The organism is Marinobacter sp. BSs20148, from assembly GCF_000283275.1.
Classification (GTDB): Bacteria; Pseudomonadota; Gammaproteobacteria; order Pseudomonadales; family Oleiphilaceae; genus Marinobacter; species Marinobacter psychrophilus.
Genome location: NC_018268.1, coordinates 601,886 through 618,587 on the forward strand (window position 1 = coordinate 601,886; position 16,702 = coordinate 618,587).

Genomic DNA, 16,702 nt, shown 5'->3' on the forward strand with positions numbered 1-16,702 from the left:
TCGGTAGGTTTACCAATTAGTCACACTAGGCACCAGAGCGTTCGTTATACTGCCGCCATGAAAAATACCGATAAGATCCGCAAGCCCGGTCGCAAAAAACCGGCTCCCCGTAAGCAGCCCGCCGCCGCACAGTCCCGCCGCAAGGGTTTCTGGCGTATTTTACTGCGTCTGGCGCTGCTTGGCCTATTCTTGTTGGCGGGCTGGATGGTGTATCTGGATGCGCAGGTCACATCACGTTTTGAGGGTCGCCGCTTCGAGGTGCCATCGCGGGTTTACGCCCGGCCGCTGGAACTTTACATCGGTGCTCCGGTAAGTGCCGCTGCGCTAGAGCAGGAGCTGGCACTGGCGGGCTTCCACAAAGGCGATGGTTCACGCTCGGGCAGCTATCAGCGCAGCGGCGGACGCTTTCTGATCAGCAGTCGCGGCTTTAATTTTCCAGATGGCAAAGAGCCGCGGCGGCACTTGGCTCTGAGTATAGCGAGTGACCAAGTTCAGAACTTACAGGTTGTTAAAGGCCCGGATAGCGCGATTGTGCGTCTGGAACCGGCGCAAATTGGTGGTATTTATCCGGCGCATCAAGAAGACCGAATTTTAGTACAGCTGGATAAATTGCCAGAGTTGCTGCCGGCTGCGCTGATGGCGGTGGAAGACCGCCGTTTTTATGACCACAACGGTATTGCGCCGCTGTCGATTGCCCGCGCCATGCTGGCGAACGTTCGTGCAGGCGGTATTGTTCAGGGTGGAAGTACGCTCACTCAGCAGCTGGTGAAAAACTTTTTTTTGACCCGCGAGCAAACCCTGCTGCGCAAGGGTAACGAGGCTTTGATGTCGATTCTGCTGGAACTGCACTACAGCAAGAGCGACATTCTGGAGACCTATCTTAACGAGGTGTATCTAGGCCAGGCGGGTGCACGCAGCATTAACGGTTTCGGTCTGGCCAGCCAGTTTTATTTTGCCGAGGCACTAGAGGATTTACTGCCCCACCAATTAGCGCTATTGATTGGTATGGTCAAGGGGCCAAGTTATTACAACCCTCGTCGCCATCCGCAACGTGCCACGGCAAGGCGCAACCTGGTGCTGGACCAAATGCAGCAGGTGGGCCTGTTGGGTGAAGCCGACGCGCAGCGTGCCCGGTCTTTGCCTTTGGGCGTGAGTGACAAAGCGTCTTTTTCACAGAATCGCTACCCGGCTTATATCGACCTGGTTCGCCGCCACCTGGCACGGGATTACAAAGAAGAGGACTTACGCAGCGAAGGCCTGCGAGTTTTTACAACCTTTAACCCCGCTATGCAGGTGGCTGCTGAGAAGGCGGTAACGGAAACTCTGGCACGCTTGGACGATAAAGCGCTGGAGTCGGCGTTGGTAGTGACAGCGAAAGACAGCGGCGAAGTGCTGGCTCTGGTCGGCGGGCGTGACCCGCGTTACGCCGGTTTTAATCGAGCACTGGATGCCAGCCGCCAGATTGGTTCATTGGTGAAGCCCTTTGTGTACCTGGCCGCGCTGTCACAGCCACAGCGTTACACGCTGATTACTCCGTTGCAGGACACACGCTTCACCCTGAAATTCGAGAATGGCACGGTATGGCAGCCAAAAAACTACGACGGTCTGGAACGGGGCGAAGTACCCTTGCATCAGGCGTTGTCTAAATCCTATAACCTGCCGGTGGTTCGGGTGGGTCTGGACATTGGGTTGGCCGAGGTGAAATCCACGCTGCAGGCGTTTGGCACCGACTCGGCTATTTCCGACTATCCGTCTATGCTGTTGGGCGCTGTAGCGATGACGCCGGTGAATGTGGCGCAGATATACCAGGGCCTGGCGACGTCAGGGTTTAACACCCCCCTACGCACCATTCGAGAAGTGACCGACGCGGGCGGCGAACCGCTTAGTCGCTACAGTTTGCAGGTGAATCAGGTGGCCGACCCGGCCGCAGTGCATCTGCTGCAATACGCCATGCAGGAAACCATGCAGGAGGGCACTGGCCGCTCGGCCTATAACACTGTACCCCGCGCTTTGGCGTTGGCCGGTAAGACAGGCACCACCGATGACGGCCGCGATGCCTGGTTCGCCGGCTTTAGCGGCGACTTGCTGGCGGTCGTCTGGGTAGGGCGAGACGACAACGGCGCTACCCCGTTAACGGGGGCCAGTGGAGCCTTGCCGGTGTGGTCGAAGTTCATGGCTCAGGTGCCGCAAAACAGTTTCACGCCGGTGTTACCCGACGGCGTGCAATACCATTGGGTCAATGTACAACAGCAGGCGTTAACCGATGAACAATGCGAGAATGCGCGACTAATGCCGTTTATCATCGGCAGCGAGCCAAAGCAGACAATCACCTGTGCTGGCGCTCTGCCACAAAAAATCCGTGGTTGGTTTGAAGGATTGTTTCAATGATGAGAGTGCAGATGAGAACACAGCCGTTTCGCAGCGCCGTTGTTTGTGCCGTTTTGTTACTGGCGGGCTGTGCCAGCGGACCAGGTGGTGGTATTTACGTGCCTGCCGGAGAGCGAACACAGACGCCTAAACCGCCACTGACCGACGGCACCGCCAAGCCAGCCGATGAACCGCAGGTATGGCGCAAAAGCGAACAGCCGCTTGAACAGAAATCACAACAGCAAACAGTCGTGCCCGGGTACCGCGAAGCTGGTGACCAGATGCCTGCTGCGGCAGCGGGCCTGGTAAAAGAGGCCGATACCCTGATGGCACAGGGTAATGGGGCGGCGGCGATTATCCGTCTGGAACGGGCGCAGCGCATTGCACCGCGTTCTGCTGCGGTGTATTTCAAACTGTCCGAAGCTTATGTGATGACCGGCCAGCTTGGCAGTGCTGAACAGTTTAGCCTCAAGGGTCTGTCGCTGGCGGGGCGTGATGAGCGCCTGCAGCGTTCAGGTTGGTTACTGTTGGCCGATATTCGCAGAGCTCGGGGCAATGTGGCCGGTGCGCAGCAGGCCGAAAGCCGCGCCGCTAGCCTGTAAGTCAGGCAAAACGGTAGATCGAGAAAAGCGGATAGAAAAAAAGGCCACTGCGTTTAGCAGTGGCCTTTTTGTTTGGGGCAACGTCGTCACAACATTTTAAAGCGTTGCAAATACCTTGCGTGCCGCGTTCAGAGTGAACTCAATGTCCTCATCGGAAATGGCAGCGCTGGTAAAGCCGGCTTCGAAAGCCGACGGCGCCAGGTAAATGCCTTCGGCCAGCATGCCCTGAAAAAACTTCTTGAAGCGTTCAATATCGCACTCCATTACCTGGTCAAAGCGAGTGACAGACGATTCTTTGCTGAAGAAGAAGCCAAACATAGCACCGGCACCTTGTACCGCCAGCGGAATACCTGCCTCGTCGGCTGCTGCCTTCAGGCCAGCGCAGATCTTTTCAGTCTTAAGGGTCAGTGCGTCGTGAAATCCGGGTTCGGAAATCGCGTTCAGTGTGGCTAGGCCAGCGGTCATCGCCAGCGGATTACCGCTCAAAGTGCCCGCTTGGTAAACCGGGCCCAAAGGCGCAATGTGCTCCATGATTTCGCGTTTGCCGCCGAAAGCACCTACCGGTAAGCCGCCACCGATCACTTTGCCCAGCGCCGTCAGGTCTGGGGTTACGCCGAACAAACCCTGGGCGCCGCCCAGTGACACCCGGAAACCGGTCATCACTTCGTCAAAGATCAACACTGTGCCGTATTCGTCGCAGATCTCGCGCAGGCCTTCCAGAAACCCCGGAACCGGTGGAATGCAGTTCATGTTGCCGGCTACCGGCTCTACAATAATGGCCGCGATCTCGTGGCCTATGGCGCGGAAGGTTTCGCGCACGTCATCAATATCGTTGAAGTTCAGGGTCAGGGTGAGTTCGGCCAGGCAAGCGGGTACACCAGGAGAATTAGGCAGGCCCAGGGTCAGCGCGCCGGAACCGGCTTTCACTAGCAGTGAATCAACGTGGCCGTGGTAGCAACCCTCAAATTTGACCACTTTGTCGCGGCCGGTGTAGCCGCGGGCCAGGCGCAGCGCGCTCATGGTGGCTTCGGTGCCGGAGTTCACCATGCGGACCAGTTCGATGGACGGTACCAGTTCGCACACTTTTTTGGCCATCTCGGTTTCGATGGCGGTTGGTGCGCCGTATCCTATGCCTTTTTCAATCTGCGCGTGCAAAGCTTCTTTTATAAGCGGGTTGGAATGGCCAATAATCATTGGTCCCCAAGAGCCGATGTAATCGATGTAACGGCGATCGTCTTCATCGTAAAGATACGCGCCCTGGGCACGTTTGAAAAAAATAGGCGTACCGCCAACACCGCGAAAAGCCCGTACCGGGGAGTTAACTCCACCAGGAATGTATTTCTGGGCCTCTTCGAACAGGGTTTCGGAATGCGTCATGTCTGGGCTCCTGCTAAGTGCTTTGAAAAAATTGAGAACGATGTTGGACAAACAGCCGGCTAAATTCGCGGGCACGTTTTGCAGTGGCATCCATGTCGGTGCTGAAAAGCCCACCGGCTACCGCCAGCAAATCGGCGCCAGCCTGAACCAAGGGTTCGGCGTTGCGCAAAGTAATGCCGCCAATGGCGGTTACCGGAAGCTTGAACTGTTTGGCCAGTCCCAGGACCTGCGTGTCAGCCGCGGAAGCGTTGGGTTTTGTGGTTGATGGATAAAACCGGCCAAAGGCCAGATAATTTGCACCTTGCGCGCAGGCGGCTTGCGCCAACGCCAAGTCGGCGTGGCAGGTAATGCCAATAATGGCCTGTTCACCGAGTAGGCGCCGAGCGTCTGCCAAGGCGGTATCGCCTTGGCCCAGGTGCACGCCGGCTGCTTGCACCCGCAGGGCCAGCTCGATGTTGTCATTAATCAGTAACGGTACACCTGCATTGCTGCAGGCGGATTGCAGAGCGCTGGCCTGGCGTAGCTGTTCTGCTGCCGGCAAGTGTTTCTCACGGTATTGGACCAGTACTGCGCCACCTTCCAGGGCGGCTTCGACCGCCGCTATTAGTGTATCACCAGGGGTTAGGTGGCCGTCGGTAATGGCATACAAACCGGGTTTCAGCGTTAATGTTCCCATAGAATCCCTCGATCGGGCACAGGTTGCCCCTCACCCACTTTCAGCGCCTGAAGGATGGCACGATGCACGTAGTTCTGCGCCTGCGCGATAGCGGCGCGCTGTGACAGGCCGCAGGCACGGCCTGCAGCGATAGAGGATGCCAGCGTGCAACCGGTGCCATGATATTCGCCACCAATACGCTCGATATGCCAACGCTGGGGCTCGGCATCACGGCGGTACAGCACATTGATGATGGTTTCACCGGTGCCGTGGCCACCGGTGGCCAGCACGTCACCGCAGCCAGCCAGCTGGAGCTTTGCGGCGGCTTTTTGCGGATCAGGTTCGCCGGTCAGCAATTCCAGTTCCACGCCATTGGGCGTTATCATTTCCGCTAAAGGGAATAGGCGCGTTAGCATTGCGTTAATAAGGTTCGAGTCTGCCAGATCACCGCCGCCGGCGGCTTTGATCACAGGGTCTACAATCAGTGGTATGTGCGGGTGCTTGCGGACAAATTCTACCAGTACGTCCACCACGTCAGCATTACCTAAAGCGCCGGTTTTTATGGCGTGAATTGGGGTGTCGCCCGCCAGGCATTGAAGTTGACGACGAATCAAATCGGCGTTAATCGGCTCCGCAGCATAAACGTTGCGGGTGTCTTGCACGGTTAGGCAAGTCAGCACTGGCAGTGGATGACAGCCCAGAGAAGTAACAGACTGAATGTCAGCTTGCACACCGGCACCACCGGAGGGGTCCAGCCCTGACAAAATCAATACTTGAGGACGGCTGCGGAGTTTGATGGCTTTCTCCTTGCATTGAGATTGTTGTTGGGAATCATAGTGTAGTGGCGGCCTAGAATGGCCGCACGACCGCAAGAATAACCACTGCCAGCAGCACAAATACGGGCACTTCGTTAAACCAGCGGTAAAACACGTGGCTTCGGGTGTTGCGATCGTCGCGAAACACTTTGACCAAGTGGCCACAGTAAAAGTGATAAACGATCAATAGCGCCACTAGTACGAGTTTGACGTGAAACCAGCCTTGGCTGAAGTAGCCAGACACGCTATAACTGACTAGCCATACACCAAAAAATAGGGTGGCGATCATAGCCGGCATGGTAATTCCGCGATACAGCTTGCGCTCCATGATTTTGAAGCGCTCGCGGCCCGGTTCGTCTTCGCAGGCCGCGTGGTAAACGAACAGTCGCGGAAGGTAAAAAATGCCGGCAAACCAGCACACCATCGAAATTATGTGAAAAGCCTTTACCCAAAGCATGCTTAACTCCGCCGATATTGATAGTAACTTTCTATATCTGATTTCAGCACAACGCCATGAATTCTCAAGATCATTGGCGCCACGTGACGCTGAACATACAGAGCTTCTGCGCTGCTGTTATCAAATTCATTCAATGCCTCTTCAAGCGTGGCCTGATATTGCACCGGCGCCAGATCGCGACGATTTGCCGGTATGTTCATCAGGTCAATCTGCTCGGGCAGGGGCTGGTCTTCGGTTTTCAGCCGTTTTTCACTGTCCTCCAGAAAACGTGCCAGATCTACCGCCGGCATCAGCGACGTTGGTCCGTTGCTGCCGTCAATCACCAGCCATTTTGGCTCGGATTTCAGAATCTTGCGGGCTTGCTCAGGCGTCAGCCTGCGCTGAATACGGACGATACTCTTATCCATGATGGCCGCCACCGATACCCGCCGCAATGCCTGAATGACCGGAGAGTTGTGATAGCTTAGGCCCTGAGACTTGAGAATGGTCAAAAATAGTGATTTACAGCCAAACGCTTCGCTGGTGACCAAGCTCGACGTGGTAATGATCAGCATTCCTGGCAGGATAATGTTGGGGTTACGGGTTAACTCCATCAAGGCCATCAGTGCCGCAAGCGGCGCCTGTAATACGGCGCCCATCATGGCGCCCATGCCCAACATGGCGTAAAAACCCACCGATGATGCCAGTTCTGGCGCAATTTTTGCGCCAATCAAACCCATGGCGCCGCCCAGGGTGGCGCCCATAAAGACCGTGGGGCCAATCACCCCGCTGGGCATTCCCAGGCCTATGGTTGTAGAGGTAATCAACAGCTTGGCCATCCCTGCGGCCAGTAGCAGCCAGAACCCCAGCTGACCGTGAATAGTATCATTAACAGTGTCGTAGCCAATGCCCATGGTCTGCGGAATCAGCAGAGCAAAGGGCATCATCAATAGCCCAGCCACACACAGGCGCAGCAGCACCGGGCGTTGATGAAAACGGCCCATCACATCCACCAGCTTGATAAACATGGCGGCTGCCACACCAATGATGACGGCGATCACCAGAATCCAGGGTATTTCCAACAATGAATTCATGGTCAGCGCTGGCACACTGAAGGCGGGCTCGGAGCTGTACACCATCTGGTTCACCACGGCTGCGCTCACCGCGGCTAGAATAATAGGGGTGAATCCAGCCATTGTGTATTCCATCATCACCACTTCCATCGCGAAGATTACACCGGAAATGGGCGTGTTGAACGAGGCCGAGATGGCGGCCGCACAGCCACAGGCAACCAGGGTACGAATGCTGTTGTTGGGTAGTCGCATCCATTGGCCCATCAGGCTCGAAAAAGCCGCGCCCAAATGCACCGCAGGGCCCTCGCGGCCCGCCGACTGGCCACTGACAACGGTCAGTACCCCGCACACAAACTGCACAATGGCGCTGCGCAGGGAAATATACCCTTGATGATAATTCAGGCGCTCCATCACATGAACAATGCCGACTTTGCGGTCGTGAATCGCCAAGCGATGCAGCATTAAGCCCAACGTTAGAGCGCCGGCGAGTGGCAGCAGTCCGCGAGTGATAATGTGCAGTTGCTCGAAAGATTCGAAACTATCACCTGGCAAAAAGTAACCTAGCGGCCATTCGATCGCCTGTCGGAATAGCAGTATCACCACGCCGGTCACTAACCCGGACAGCAGGCCCAGCACGGCAAGTTGAGGTAGCGCGTCTGCCCCGGATAACCGGCGCCGGAAACTGGCTTTCATTTTCGCCATTAGCGGGCGTGCGGAACGGATCATAAGGGGTGCATGCAGGGCCTGAGCCGGTTGATGATTCTCATGCCGGTACTAATCCGGCGCAGATTGTCTTGGGTATTGTAGCCACCCCTGTCAGGGCTGCAATAAGGGGGTGGCTTATCATGATAGAATATTGTCTAAAAATGCAATTTCAGGAAACAGACGAGTGGGAGCTTAAACGTGATTAAAGTAGGTATTGTAGGTGGCACCGGATACACCGGCGTTGAATTGCTGAGGGTTCTGGCGGTGCATCCCCAGGCACAATTGCATTGTATTACCTCGCGTTCGGAAGCCGGTATCCTCGTTTCTGATCTTTACCCAAATCTGCGCGGCCACTTTGATCTGGCGTTTTCAGAACCCGATGTTGCCGTACTTTGCCAATGCGATCTGGTGTTTTTTGCCACGCCACACGGTGTAGCCATGCGAATGGTGCCGGAGTTAATGGCAGCGGGCGTGCGCGTTGTGGACTTGTCGGCCGATTTTCGCTTGAAAAATCTGGACGTGTGGGCGAAGTGGTATGGGATGCCTCACGAGAGTCCAGAGTGGGCGGAAAAAGCCGTTTACGGTCTGCCCGAAGTGGTGCGCAGTGAACTCCATGGTGCCCAGCTGGTGGCTAACCCCGGTTGTTATCCTACTGCGGTGCAATTGGGTTTTCTGCCTTTGCTGGAAAACAAGCTGGTAGACAGCTCCCGCTTAATTGCCGACGCCAAATCGGGCTCGAGTGGTGCGGGCCGTCAGGCCAGCGTGGGTATGTTGCATGGCGAGGTGGGTGAAAGTTTCAAGGCCTATGGCGCGTCTGGTCATCGCCACCTGCCGGAAATTCGCCAAGGCCTAAGCCAGGCCGCAGGCACCGCGGTGGGCGTTACATTTGTGCCGCACTTGGTGCCGATGATTCGCGGCATAGAGGCAACGCTTTACGCTGAATTGCATAACGTAGGCGATTTTGACCGGCTGCAGGAATTGTACGAAGAGCGTTATCGCGACGAGCCCTTTGTGGATGTAATGCCGTTTGGCAGTCACCCGGAAACCCGCAGTGTGCGCGGCGCGAATCACTGCCGCATGGCGCTGCACCGCCAGGAAAACAGCAGCGTGGTTATTGTTACCTCGGTGATTGATAATCTGGTGAAGGGTGCTGCCGGTCAGGCCGTACAGAATATGAACGTCATGTTTGGCCTGCCCGAAACCATGGGCCTGGAAGCGCCAGCCATGCTGCCATGAGCGCGGCAACCGCTTTAAAACGAGCTGCTGGCGTGGTGCTCAAGGGTGGTTAACTCCGCCCTTCAAACAACCAAAACTGCAGGTGTTGGCTGGCGCTGGTTGATGTTGGCGCTAATTTGCGGGACGTTTTTGGCCGGCGGCTACTGGGCCGGTGTGCAGTACGGCATTGGTAGTGAAGGTGCGCGTTTGGGCCAGGTTGAAGTTGAGCGTGACCAGTTAGAAGCGTCTGCGACAGAGCTACGCAAACAGTATCAGGCAGCCCGGCAGCAAAAAATAAGTTTGGAGCGTGGGCGGGCAATTGACGAACAAGCTTTGAGCCAGGCTCGGCAGAGCCTTGTGGCGCTGGAAACCAGCAATGCCCAGTTACGTTTGGACCTGGGTTTTTATAAAAAAATCATGGCTCCGGCAAGCGTGGCCAAAGGCTTACAGATTGACCGCCTGAGTATTGATAAAACCCCCGAAGGCGGTTTCAATTTTCGGCTGGTGCTGATCCAGGTTGGTAACAACAAACTCTATCAGTCGGGTGTGGTAGCCGTGAATCTGTTGGGCCAGACCGGTGATAGTGCAGAGGCAATCCCGCTGCGTGATGTATCGCCACAGATTGATGATGTGGGTATTAAGTTCCGCTTTCGCTATTTTCAGGACATTAAGGGCTCACTCACGTTGCCCGATGGGTTTGAGCCTCTGGAGGTGCGAGTAGTAGCGCAGCCAAAAGGTAAAGAAACCGTAAAGGTCCAGCGTACTTTTTTATGGAGCAAACTGGTGGCGAACTAGCCCGCGGGCAGAGGTATCGCGCTGCGCAATATTTGCGCTCTGGTAATAGTTGATTGTTTTAGTCAGGAATACGATAATCATTAAAATTCAGCCAACATTCCGGAGGGGAACTTGAGCGTAGTTCAGCAACAGGTATCAGCCCCGCTGTTTTTCAGTAACAGTGCGGCGGCCAAAGCCAAAGAGCTTATTGATGAAGAAGGCAACGCCGACCTCAAGTTGCGGGTATATGTAACCGGTGGGGGGTGTTCTGGCTTTCAGTATGGGTTTTCATTCGATGACGCCCAAGACGATGAAGACACAATTATCGAGCGTGACGGCGTGAAACTACTGGTAGACCCGATGAGTTATCAGTACCTGGTAGGTTCTACAGTCGATTATCTGGAAGGTCTACAGGGATCACAGTTTGTGGTGAACAACCCCAACGCCAGCTCCACTTGCGGCTGCGGCAGTTCCTTCTCCATCTAAATCTAACTGACTGTTGGCGTTGTTTACTGGCCGCTAGCATTGCGTGATGAGCTGTCGGAACGCGGCATTCATCCGGCCGGGTAGATGGCACCCAACACTCTCGGCCCGCTGGCGCCGGTCACTTCTGGCAGATTGCCACTCAGGCCCAGAACGGTGCGACGAGCCAACCAAGCAAATCCTGCGGGTTCGACCCATTGCGGGTCGAGTCCCAGTTCCTCAGTGCTGTATACCTCAGCCGGGCTAAGCGCCCGAGCAAGTTCGCGCATCAACACAGGGTTCAGTGCCCCGCCGCCACACACATACACCGTAAACGCCGCCGATTGTGGCATCTGCTGAGCAATACTGAGCACCGTAAGCTGTAACAGTGTGCGCTGCACATCAGAGGCAAGTAAGTCTGGGTAACGTTGCAGCCGAGCTTTTATCCAGCCTAGATTAAAACGTTCTTTGCCGGTACTTTTTGGTGCCGGGCTTGCAAAGTAGGCGTCAGTAAACAGATCGCCAAGCAGCGCCTCGTTGACAATACCTTCTTTGGCTAAGCGGCCATCACAGTCAAAATGACGGCCAGTCTGGTCGGCACACCAAGCATCTAACAGGGCATTGGCTGGGCCTGTATCAAAGCCGTAAACGCTTCCTGTTCCAGCTCTCGGTAGCCAGGTAATATTAGCAATGCCACCCAAATTGATGATGCAGCGGTCTTCCTTTACGCTGCTGAAGAATGACTGGTGAAACAGTGGCATCAGCGGCGCGCCTTGCCCACCAGCGGCCATGTCGCGGCGACGAAAATCGGCAACGGTCGCGACTCCGGTGCACTCGGCGATGATGTTTGGGTTAGCAATTTGCAGGGAAAATGGCGCGCTACCGCTAGGCTGGTGGCGTATTGTTTGGCCATGACTACCCACCGCGCCAACACTCTCTAAAGGTATGCCGGATTGCTGAATAACGATGTTTGCAGCCTTGGCAAACAACTGGCCCGTCAGTGTATCCAGCTCACCCAACTCATCGGGTGTCGCGTGATTCTGGGCGGCCAGTTCTAGCCTGGCTCGAAGTTCGGCGGGGTAGGCCAGGGTGTGGCGGGCGTGAAATTCTATGGTGTTGGTTTCAAATGACACCAGCACGGCGTCTATACCGTCCATGCTGGTGCCTGACATCAGCCCTATCCAGGCGGTCATGTTTACTTCCCTGAAGCCAGAGTCAAAGGCAGTTTTTCATTACCGCGCAAATCGTCTAGCTGTGCCAGCTGTTGCTGCGTGAATTTCTTGAAGCGGGCCAGTTCGGTTTTTGGAATAGGCTTGGCGTCTGGCAACTTAACGGTGCGTGAGTTGCGCGGTGCACCGTTAACCCGGAATTCATAGTGCAAGTGCGGGCCTGTGACCATGCCGGAAGAGCCAACGTAACCGATGGTTTCACCTTGCTTAACTCGCCCGCCATTTTTGATGCCTCTGCCAAGTTTGCTCATGTGGGCATAAAGCGTTGTAATATTATCGCCGTGTGACAACACAACCGTACGGCCGTAACCGCCTTTCCAGCCGGCAAATTTGATCCGGCCGTTGCCTACCGCTTTAATGGGTGTTCCTGGGGGGGCTGCATAGTCGGTGCCTTCGTGAGGCCTGACGACATCTAACACTGGATGCCGACGCTGTAAATTAAAGGGTGATGAAACCCGGGCGTTTAGCGGCACGCGCAAAAAGGCTTTGCGCATACTGCTGCCAGTGGGGCTGTAGTAATCGGTTTCACCCTGAGCGTCTGTGTACAGCATGGCGATGTTGTCTTCGCCGCGGTTAACGAAGTTCGCCGACAGGATGCGTCCGCTGCCAAACTTCTCGCCGTCTAGATACAGCTCTTCGTACACCACTTCAAAGCGATCGCCTTTGCGCACGTCGTATACAAAATCGATGTCCCAGCCAAAAATGCCGGCCATTTCCATGGTCAGCCGGTCGTCCATACCGGCAGCGCGGGCGGCCAGGTAAAGGGATCCATCGATGGTGCCACTAGCAAACGCTGTTTGCACTTCAGGCTCGCGAACTACCTTTTTGCCAATGAACCCGTCTTCACCGTGGGTAATGCTTAGGCTTTCCAATTTGCTTCGCTGCAGCTCGACGCCGGCAAGGGATCCTTCAGAATCTGTGGCAAAACGGAGGGTCTCGCCGGCGTAAAGGCGCTGCAGTTTCTTGGCTTCGCCTGTTCCATGAATAACCGACAGCATAATGCCATCATTAAAGCCGGCTTTTTTGAATAGAGACGACAAAGTGTCACCCGAACGAACATCAAACGATTGCACGTCTATGGTCGGCTTGCCCGGGCCAGGGAGAAGGGCTTCGGCTACAAGCTCGGTCGAAGGCGCGACGGCAGTTGTCAGGTTTGAATTTACGTTGGTTGCGGTGTTCGATGCTTGGGTTGCTTTTGCTTGTGCCCCAGGCACTAACGATGCTGGTAGCGCAGGAGGAGTAGTAACAACGGTAGTGGCTGCGCCCGATTCAAGATCAAGCGTGATGGACATGCGCTTGGCTTCTACATCTGCACTCGGGCTCATCAGCATGGCAGTGGTAACAACAACGGTGGCTGCTGCTGCGATGGTAATGTGGGTCTTGGGGAATGTTTTGAACACGTATTTCACCCGTTTAAGTCGATATTTCGGCAGCTTGTGCCGCTGTATTAAATCTGATTTTAATAGTCTGCCTGATAGATTACCGTATAAGAATCATCGGCAACAGACGTCAACATTACAGTTGCGGTGTTTGTTGCGCGGATTTCTCGGAGCGCGATTGTTATAATGCGTCGCCACGACGACTCAGCGATGGTTAAAAACTGAACAACGGTATCTTAGCAAAGTCGCGGCGAATAGGCAGGGTTGTTATCAAACTCTGTGAACTGGAACTGTTTCAAGTCAAATTATGAGGTGGGGTGTTCATGGCATCAATTGATGAATCGCTAGCGCTTATTAAGCGTGGTATCGACGAGCTAATTCCCGAGGAGGAGTTAGTCGCCAAACTTAAAGAAGGGCGCCCGCTGCGTATTAAGGCTGGTTTTGATCCCACTGCGCCTGATCTTCACCTTGGCCACACGGTGCTTATTAACAAGCTGCGCCAGTTCCAGGATTTGGGTCACGAAGTCATTTTCCTGATCGGAGACTTCACCGGTATGATTGGCGACCCGTCGGGCAAGAGTGCTACCCGGCCGCCGCTGACCAGTGAGCAGGTAGCGGCTAATGCGGTTAGCTATAAAGAGCAGGTGTTCAAAATTCTGGATCCCGCCAAAACCCGCGTTGCTTTTAATTCTGAATGGATGAGCAAAATGAGCGCCGCCGACATGATTGCTTTGGCGGGGCAGTACACAGTAGCTCGCATGCTCGAACGCGACGATTTTGACAAGCGTTACACCGGTGGTCAGCCGATTGCGATACACGAATTTCTATACCCGCTCATTCAGGGATACGATTCGGTTGCCCTAAAGGCAGACGTCGAACTCGGCGGCACCGATCAGAAATTTAACCTGCTGATGGGGCGGGCGTTGCAGAAGAACTACGGTCAGAAACCGCAAGTTATATTGACGGTGCCCATTCTTGAGGGTCTGGATGGGGTGCAAAAGATGTCCAAGTCGTTGGGCAACTATGTAGGTGTGAATGACGCGCCTGGTGAAATGTATACTAAGCTACTTTCGGTACCTGATGAGCTGTTATGGCGTTACTTTGAATTGCTGAGCTTCCGGCCTTTGGCTGAAGTAGAAGAGTTTCAGGCCCAAGTAAGTTCCGGAGCTAACCCGCAGGACTATAAAAAGCTGCTGGCAGAAGAGCTGATTACGCGCTTCCATAATGAAGACGCTGCGAAGACTGCTCACAAGTCTGCGGGCAACCGTGTGGCGTTAGGCGAAATACCTGACAACGTGCCCGAGGTAAGCGTTGCGCTGGAGGGGCAGGAACAGTTGGCAATCGGTACGGTGCTGCGTATGGCCGGATTGGTCAAGAACGGCGCAGCAGCGCGGGATGTGTTGGGCCGCGGTGCCGTCTTTATAGATGGCGTAAAGCTAGAGGGTGACAGAATGTTTGCCGAAGGCGACACCTGTGTTATCCAGGCTGGCAAGAAGAAGGTTGCGCGTATTACTATGGTGAAATAGGCCGATGACGGGGATTTGAACTTTTTTCACATTCGCCGTTGACGTGTACCGAGAAGTCTGTAGAATGCGCATCTCGCTTGAGGGACAGCCGGTTACAGAGGGGCAGGAATTAAGCGAGAACTGTTTGGTAAGACGTTGAAAAGTTTAGGAAATCTGATTTAAACTTTGAACGCGAAAACGGTTGACACGGTTCGGATACGCTGTAGAATGCGCCTCTCGAATCAAGCATTATCAGCCGGTTGATTCGGCGGTTTTGGAAGGAAGATCTTCCGGAGCGGCTCGAAAGAAACGGTTGACAGGACAGCGAAACGATGTATAATTCGCCTCCTGATTGAGTCACGGCTCAAACGCTCTTTAAAAAATTAACCAAGTAATTCGTGTGGGCGCTGACTGGAGTATTTCGGTAAGAAATACCAAGTCAACGACTCGTCAAGAATTGAGTTTTTGTACTTGAGCAGATTTAAGATCTTCGGATCTTGTATGATTTAAACTGAAGAGTTTGATCATGGCTCAGATTGAACGCTGGCGGCAGGCTTAACACATGCAAGTCGGGCGGAAACGATGGTAGCTTGCTACCAGGCGTCGAGCGGCGGACGGGTGAGTAATGCTTAGGAATCTGCCTAGTAGTGGGGGATAGCCCGGGGAAACTCGGATTAATACCGCATACGCCCTACGGGGGAAAGCAGGGGATCTTCGGACCTTGCGCTATTAGATGAGCCTAAGTCGGATTAGCTTGTTGGTGGGGTAATGGCCTACCAAGGCGACGATCCGTAGCTGGTCTGAGAGGATGATCAGCCACATCGGGACTGAGACACGGCCCGAACTCCTACGGGAGGCAGCAGTGGGGAATATTGGACAATGGGCGCAAGCCTGATCCAGCCATGCCGCGTGTGTGAAGAAGGCTTTCGGGTTGTAAAGCACTTTCAGCGAGGAGGAAGGCCTTAAGATTAATACTCTTGAGGATTGACGTCACTCGCAGAAGAAGCACCGGCTAACTCCGTGCCAGCAGCCGCGGTAATACGGAGGGTGCAAGCGTTAATCGGAATTACTGGGCGTAAAGCGCGCGTAGGTGGTTATGTAAGCGAGATGTGAAAGCCCCGGGCTCAACCTGGGAACGGCACTTCGAACTGCATGGCTAGAGTGTGGTAGAGGGTAGTGGAATTTCCTGTGTAGCGGTGAAATGCGTAGATATAGGAAGGAACACCAGTGGCGAAGGCGGCTACCTGGACCAACACTGACACTGAGGTGCGAAAGCGTGGGGAGCAAACAGGATTAGATACCCTGGTAGTCCACGCCGTAAACGATGTCAACTAGCCGTTGGGGATCTTGAATCCTTAGTGGCGCAGCTAACGCACTAAGTTGACCGCCTGGGGAGTACGGCCGCAAGGTTAAAACTCAAATGAATTGACGGGGGCCCGCACAAGCGGTGGAGCATGTGGTTTAATTCGACGCAACGCGAAGAACCTTACCTGGCCTTGACATGCAGAGAACTTTCCAGAGATGGATCGGTGCCTTCGGGAACTCTGACACAGGTGCTGCATGGCCGTCGTCAGCTCGTGTCGTGAGATGTTGGGTTAAGTCCCGTAACGAGCGCAACCCCTATCCCTAGTTGCTAGCAGGTAATGCTGAGAACTCTAGGGAGACTGCCGGTGACAAACCGGAGGAAGGTGGGGATGACGTCAGGTCATCATGGCCCTTACGGCCAGGGCTACACACGTGCTACAATGGCGCGCACAGAGGGCTGCAAACCCGCGAGGGGGAGCCAATCTCACAAAACGCGTCGTAGTCCGGATCGGAGTCTGCAACTCGACTCCGTGAAGTCGGAATCGCTAGTAATCGTGAATCAGAATGTCACGGTGAATACGTTCCCGGGCCTTGTACACACCGCCCGTCACACCATGGGAGTGGATTGCACCAGAAGTAGTTAGTCTAACCTTCGGGAGGACGATTACCACGGTGTGGTTCATGACTGGGGTGAAGTCGTAACAAGGTAGCCCTAGGGGAACCTGGGGCTGGATCACCTCCTTAAACGATGCCGAACGCTTCGGTCAGAGTCCACACGAATTACTTGGTTGATTAATTAAAGA

The 16,702-nt window shown here is 54.8% G+C and carries 13 protein-coding genes and 1 rRNA gene; 7 read left to right on the forward strand and 7 right to left on the reverse strand.

Features of this window, described 5'->3' with window-relative positions; all coding sequences use genetic code 11:
- Positions 1-57 precede the first annotated feature (57 nt).
- Both mrcB and MRBBS_RS02675 read left to right on the forward strand, forming a co-directional pair.
- The gene (gene mrcB, locus MRBBS_RS02670; RefSeq protein WP_014869896.1) at positions 58-2,388 is read left to right on the forward strand and encodes a penicillin-binding protein 1B; all 2,331 of its coding nucleotides are present in this window, start codon (positions 58-60) and stop codon (positions 2,386-2,388) included.
- Positions 2,385-2,969 (forward strand): tetratricopeptide repeat protein, encoded by a 585-nt coding sequence (locus tag MRBBS_RS02675; RefSeq protein ID WP_014869897.1) that lies wholly within the window; start codon positions 2,385-2,387, stop codon positions 2,967-2,969. The genes mrcB and MRBBS_RS02675 overlap by 4 nt, the downstream gene beginning before the upstream one ends.
- Before the next feature lie 96 nt (positions 2,970-3,065).
- Here MRBBS_RS02675 and hemL read toward each other — a convergent pair whose 3' ends face one another.
- From hemL to MRBBS_RS02700, 5 genes are all read right to left on the reverse strand, one after another.
- On the reverse strand, positions 3,066-4,346 hold the full coding sequence (hemL, locus tag MRBBS_RS02680; protein WP_014869898.1) for a glutamate-1-semialdehyde 2,1-aminomutase: 1,281 nt from the start codon (positions 4,344-4,346) through the stop codon (positions 3,066-3,068).
- Between the two features lie 13 nt (positions 4,347-4,359).
- Positions 4,360-5,022 (reverse strand): thiamine phosphate synthase, encoded by a 663-nt coding sequence (gene thiE / locus MRBBS_RS02685; RefSeq protein ID WP_014869899.1) that lies wholly within the window; start codon positions 5,020-5,022, stop codon positions 4,360-4,362.
- Positions 5,010-5,771 carry a bifunctional hydroxymethylpyrimidine kinase/phosphomethylpyrimidine kinase gene (thiD, locus tag MRBBS_RS02690; protein ID WP_041635043.1) on the reverse strand — a complete coding sequence of 254 codons (762 nt, stop codon included), beginning with the start codon at positions 5,769-5,771 and terminating at the stop codon, positions 5,010-5,012. The genes thiE and thiD overlap by 13 nt, the downstream gene beginning before the upstream one ends.
- A 79-nt stretch (positions 5,772-5,850) precedes the next feature.
- Complete coding sequence (gene hemJ / locus MRBBS_RS02695; RefSeq protein WP_014869901.1) at positions 5,851-6,273, reverse strand: protoporphyrinogen oxidase HemJ; 423 nt, start codon at positions 6,271-6,273, stop codon at positions 5,851-5,853.
- A gap of 2 nt (positions 6,274-6,275) precedes the next feature.
- On the reverse strand, positions 6,276-8,051 hold the full coding sequence (locus tag MRBBS_RS02700; protein ID WP_050996575.1) for a chloride channel protein: 1,776 nt from the start codon (positions 8,049-8,051) through the stop codon (positions 6,276-6,278).
- A gap of 177 nt (positions 8,052-8,228) precedes the next feature.
- Here MRBBS_RS02700 and argC point away from each other — a divergent pair, with 177 nt between their 5' ends.
- From argC to erpA, 3 genes are all read left to right on the forward strand, one after another.
- On the forward strand, positions 8,229-9,266 hold the full coding sequence (gene argC, locus MRBBS_RS02710) for an N-acetyl-gamma-glutamyl-phosphate reductase (protein WP_014869903.1): 1,038 nt from the start codon (positions 8,229-8,231) through the stop codon (positions 9,264-9,266).
- A gap of 102 nt (positions 9,267-9,368) precedes the next feature.
- Entirely contained in the window at positions 9,369-10,040 is a 672-nt protein-coding gene (locus MRBBS_RS02715) for a DUF6776 family protein (protein ID WP_050996693.1), read from the forward strand.
- A gap of 111 nt (positions 10,041-10,151) precedes the next feature.
- Complete coding sequence (gene erpA, locus MRBBS_RS02720; protein ID WP_014869905.1) at positions 10,152-10,505, forward strand: iron-sulfur cluster insertion protein ErpA; 354 nt, start codon at positions 10,152-10,154, stop codon at positions 10,503-10,505.
- Positions 10,506-10,573: 68 nt separating this feature from the next.
- Here the strand turns inward: erpA and MRBBS_RS02725 are convergent, their stop codons facing one another.
- Positions 10,574-11,674 carry an anhydro-N-acetylmuramic acid kinase gene (locus MRBBS_RS02725; RefSeq protein ID WP_014869906.1) on the reverse strand — a complete coding sequence of 367 codons (1,101 nt, stop codon included), beginning with the start codon at positions 11,672-11,674 and terminating at the stop codon, positions 10,574-10,576.
- A 2-nt stretch (positions 11,675-11,676) separates the two neighbouring features.
- Positions 11,677-13,110: an OapA family protein gene (locus MRBBS_RS02730; RefSeq protein ID WP_014869907.1), complete on the reverse strand. Its 1,434-nt coding sequence runs from the start codon at positions 13,108-13,110 to the stop codon at positions 11,677-11,679.
- A 302-nt stretch (positions 13,111-13,412) separates the two neighbouring features.
- On the opposite strand from MRBBS_RS02730, the gene tyrS reads away from it, so the two are divergent.
- Both tyrS and MRBBS_RS02740 read left to right on the forward strand, forming a co-directional pair.
- Positions 13,413-14,615, forward strand: a complete 1,203-nt coding sequence (gene tyrS / locus MRBBS_RS02735; RefSeq protein WP_014869908.1) for a tyrosine--tRNA ligase — start codon at positions 13,413-13,415, stop codon at positions 14,613-14,615.
- A 487-nt stretch (positions 14,616-15,102) separates the two neighbouring features.
- A 16S ribosomal RNA gene (locus tag MRBBS_RS02740) occupies positions 15,103-16,643 on the forward strand.
- Positions 16,644-16,702: the final 59 nt, after the last annotated feature.

What these genes read in the sequence shown, in the direction of transcription:
- MRBBS_RS02700 (WP_050996575.1), bottom strand. Translation starts at nt 8,051, where the DNA reads ATGATCCGTTCCGCACGCCCGCTAATGGCGAAAATGAAAGCCAGTTTC.
- MRBBS_RS02725 (WP_014869906.1), bottom strand. Translation starts at nt 11,674, where the DNA reads ATGACCGCCTGGATAGGGCTGATGTCAGGCACCAGCATGGACGGTATA.
- hemJ (WP_014869901.1), bottom strand. Translation starts at nt 6,273, where the DNA reads ATGCTTTGGGTAAAGGCTTTTCACATAATTTCGATGGTGTGCTGGTTT.
- thiE (WP_014869899.1), bottom strand. Translation starts at nt 5,022, where the DNA reads ATGGGAACATTAACGCTGAAACCCGGTTTGTATGCCATTACCGACGGC.
- MRBBS_RS02675 (WP_014869897.1), top strand. Translation starts at nt 2,385, where the DNA reads ATGATGAGAGTGCAGATGAGAACACAGCCGTTTCGCAGCGCCGTTGTT.
- MRBBS_RS02715 (WP_050996693.1), top strand. Translation starts at nt 9,369, where the DNA reads ATGTTGGCGCTAATTTGCGGGACGTTTTTGGCCGGCGGCTACTGGGCC.
- mrcB (WP_014869896.1), top strand. Translation starts at nt 58, where the DNA reads ATGAAAAATACCGATAAGATCCGCAAGCCCGGTCGCAAAAAACCGGCT.
- hemL (WP_014869898.1), bottom strand. Translation starts at nt 4,346, where the DNA reads ATGACGCATTCCGAAACCCTGTTCGAAGAGGCCCAGAAATACATTCCT.
- tyrS (WP_014869908.1), top strand. Translation starts at nt 13,413, where the DNA reads ATGGCATCAATTGATGAATCGCTAGCGCTTATTAAGCGTGGTATCGAC.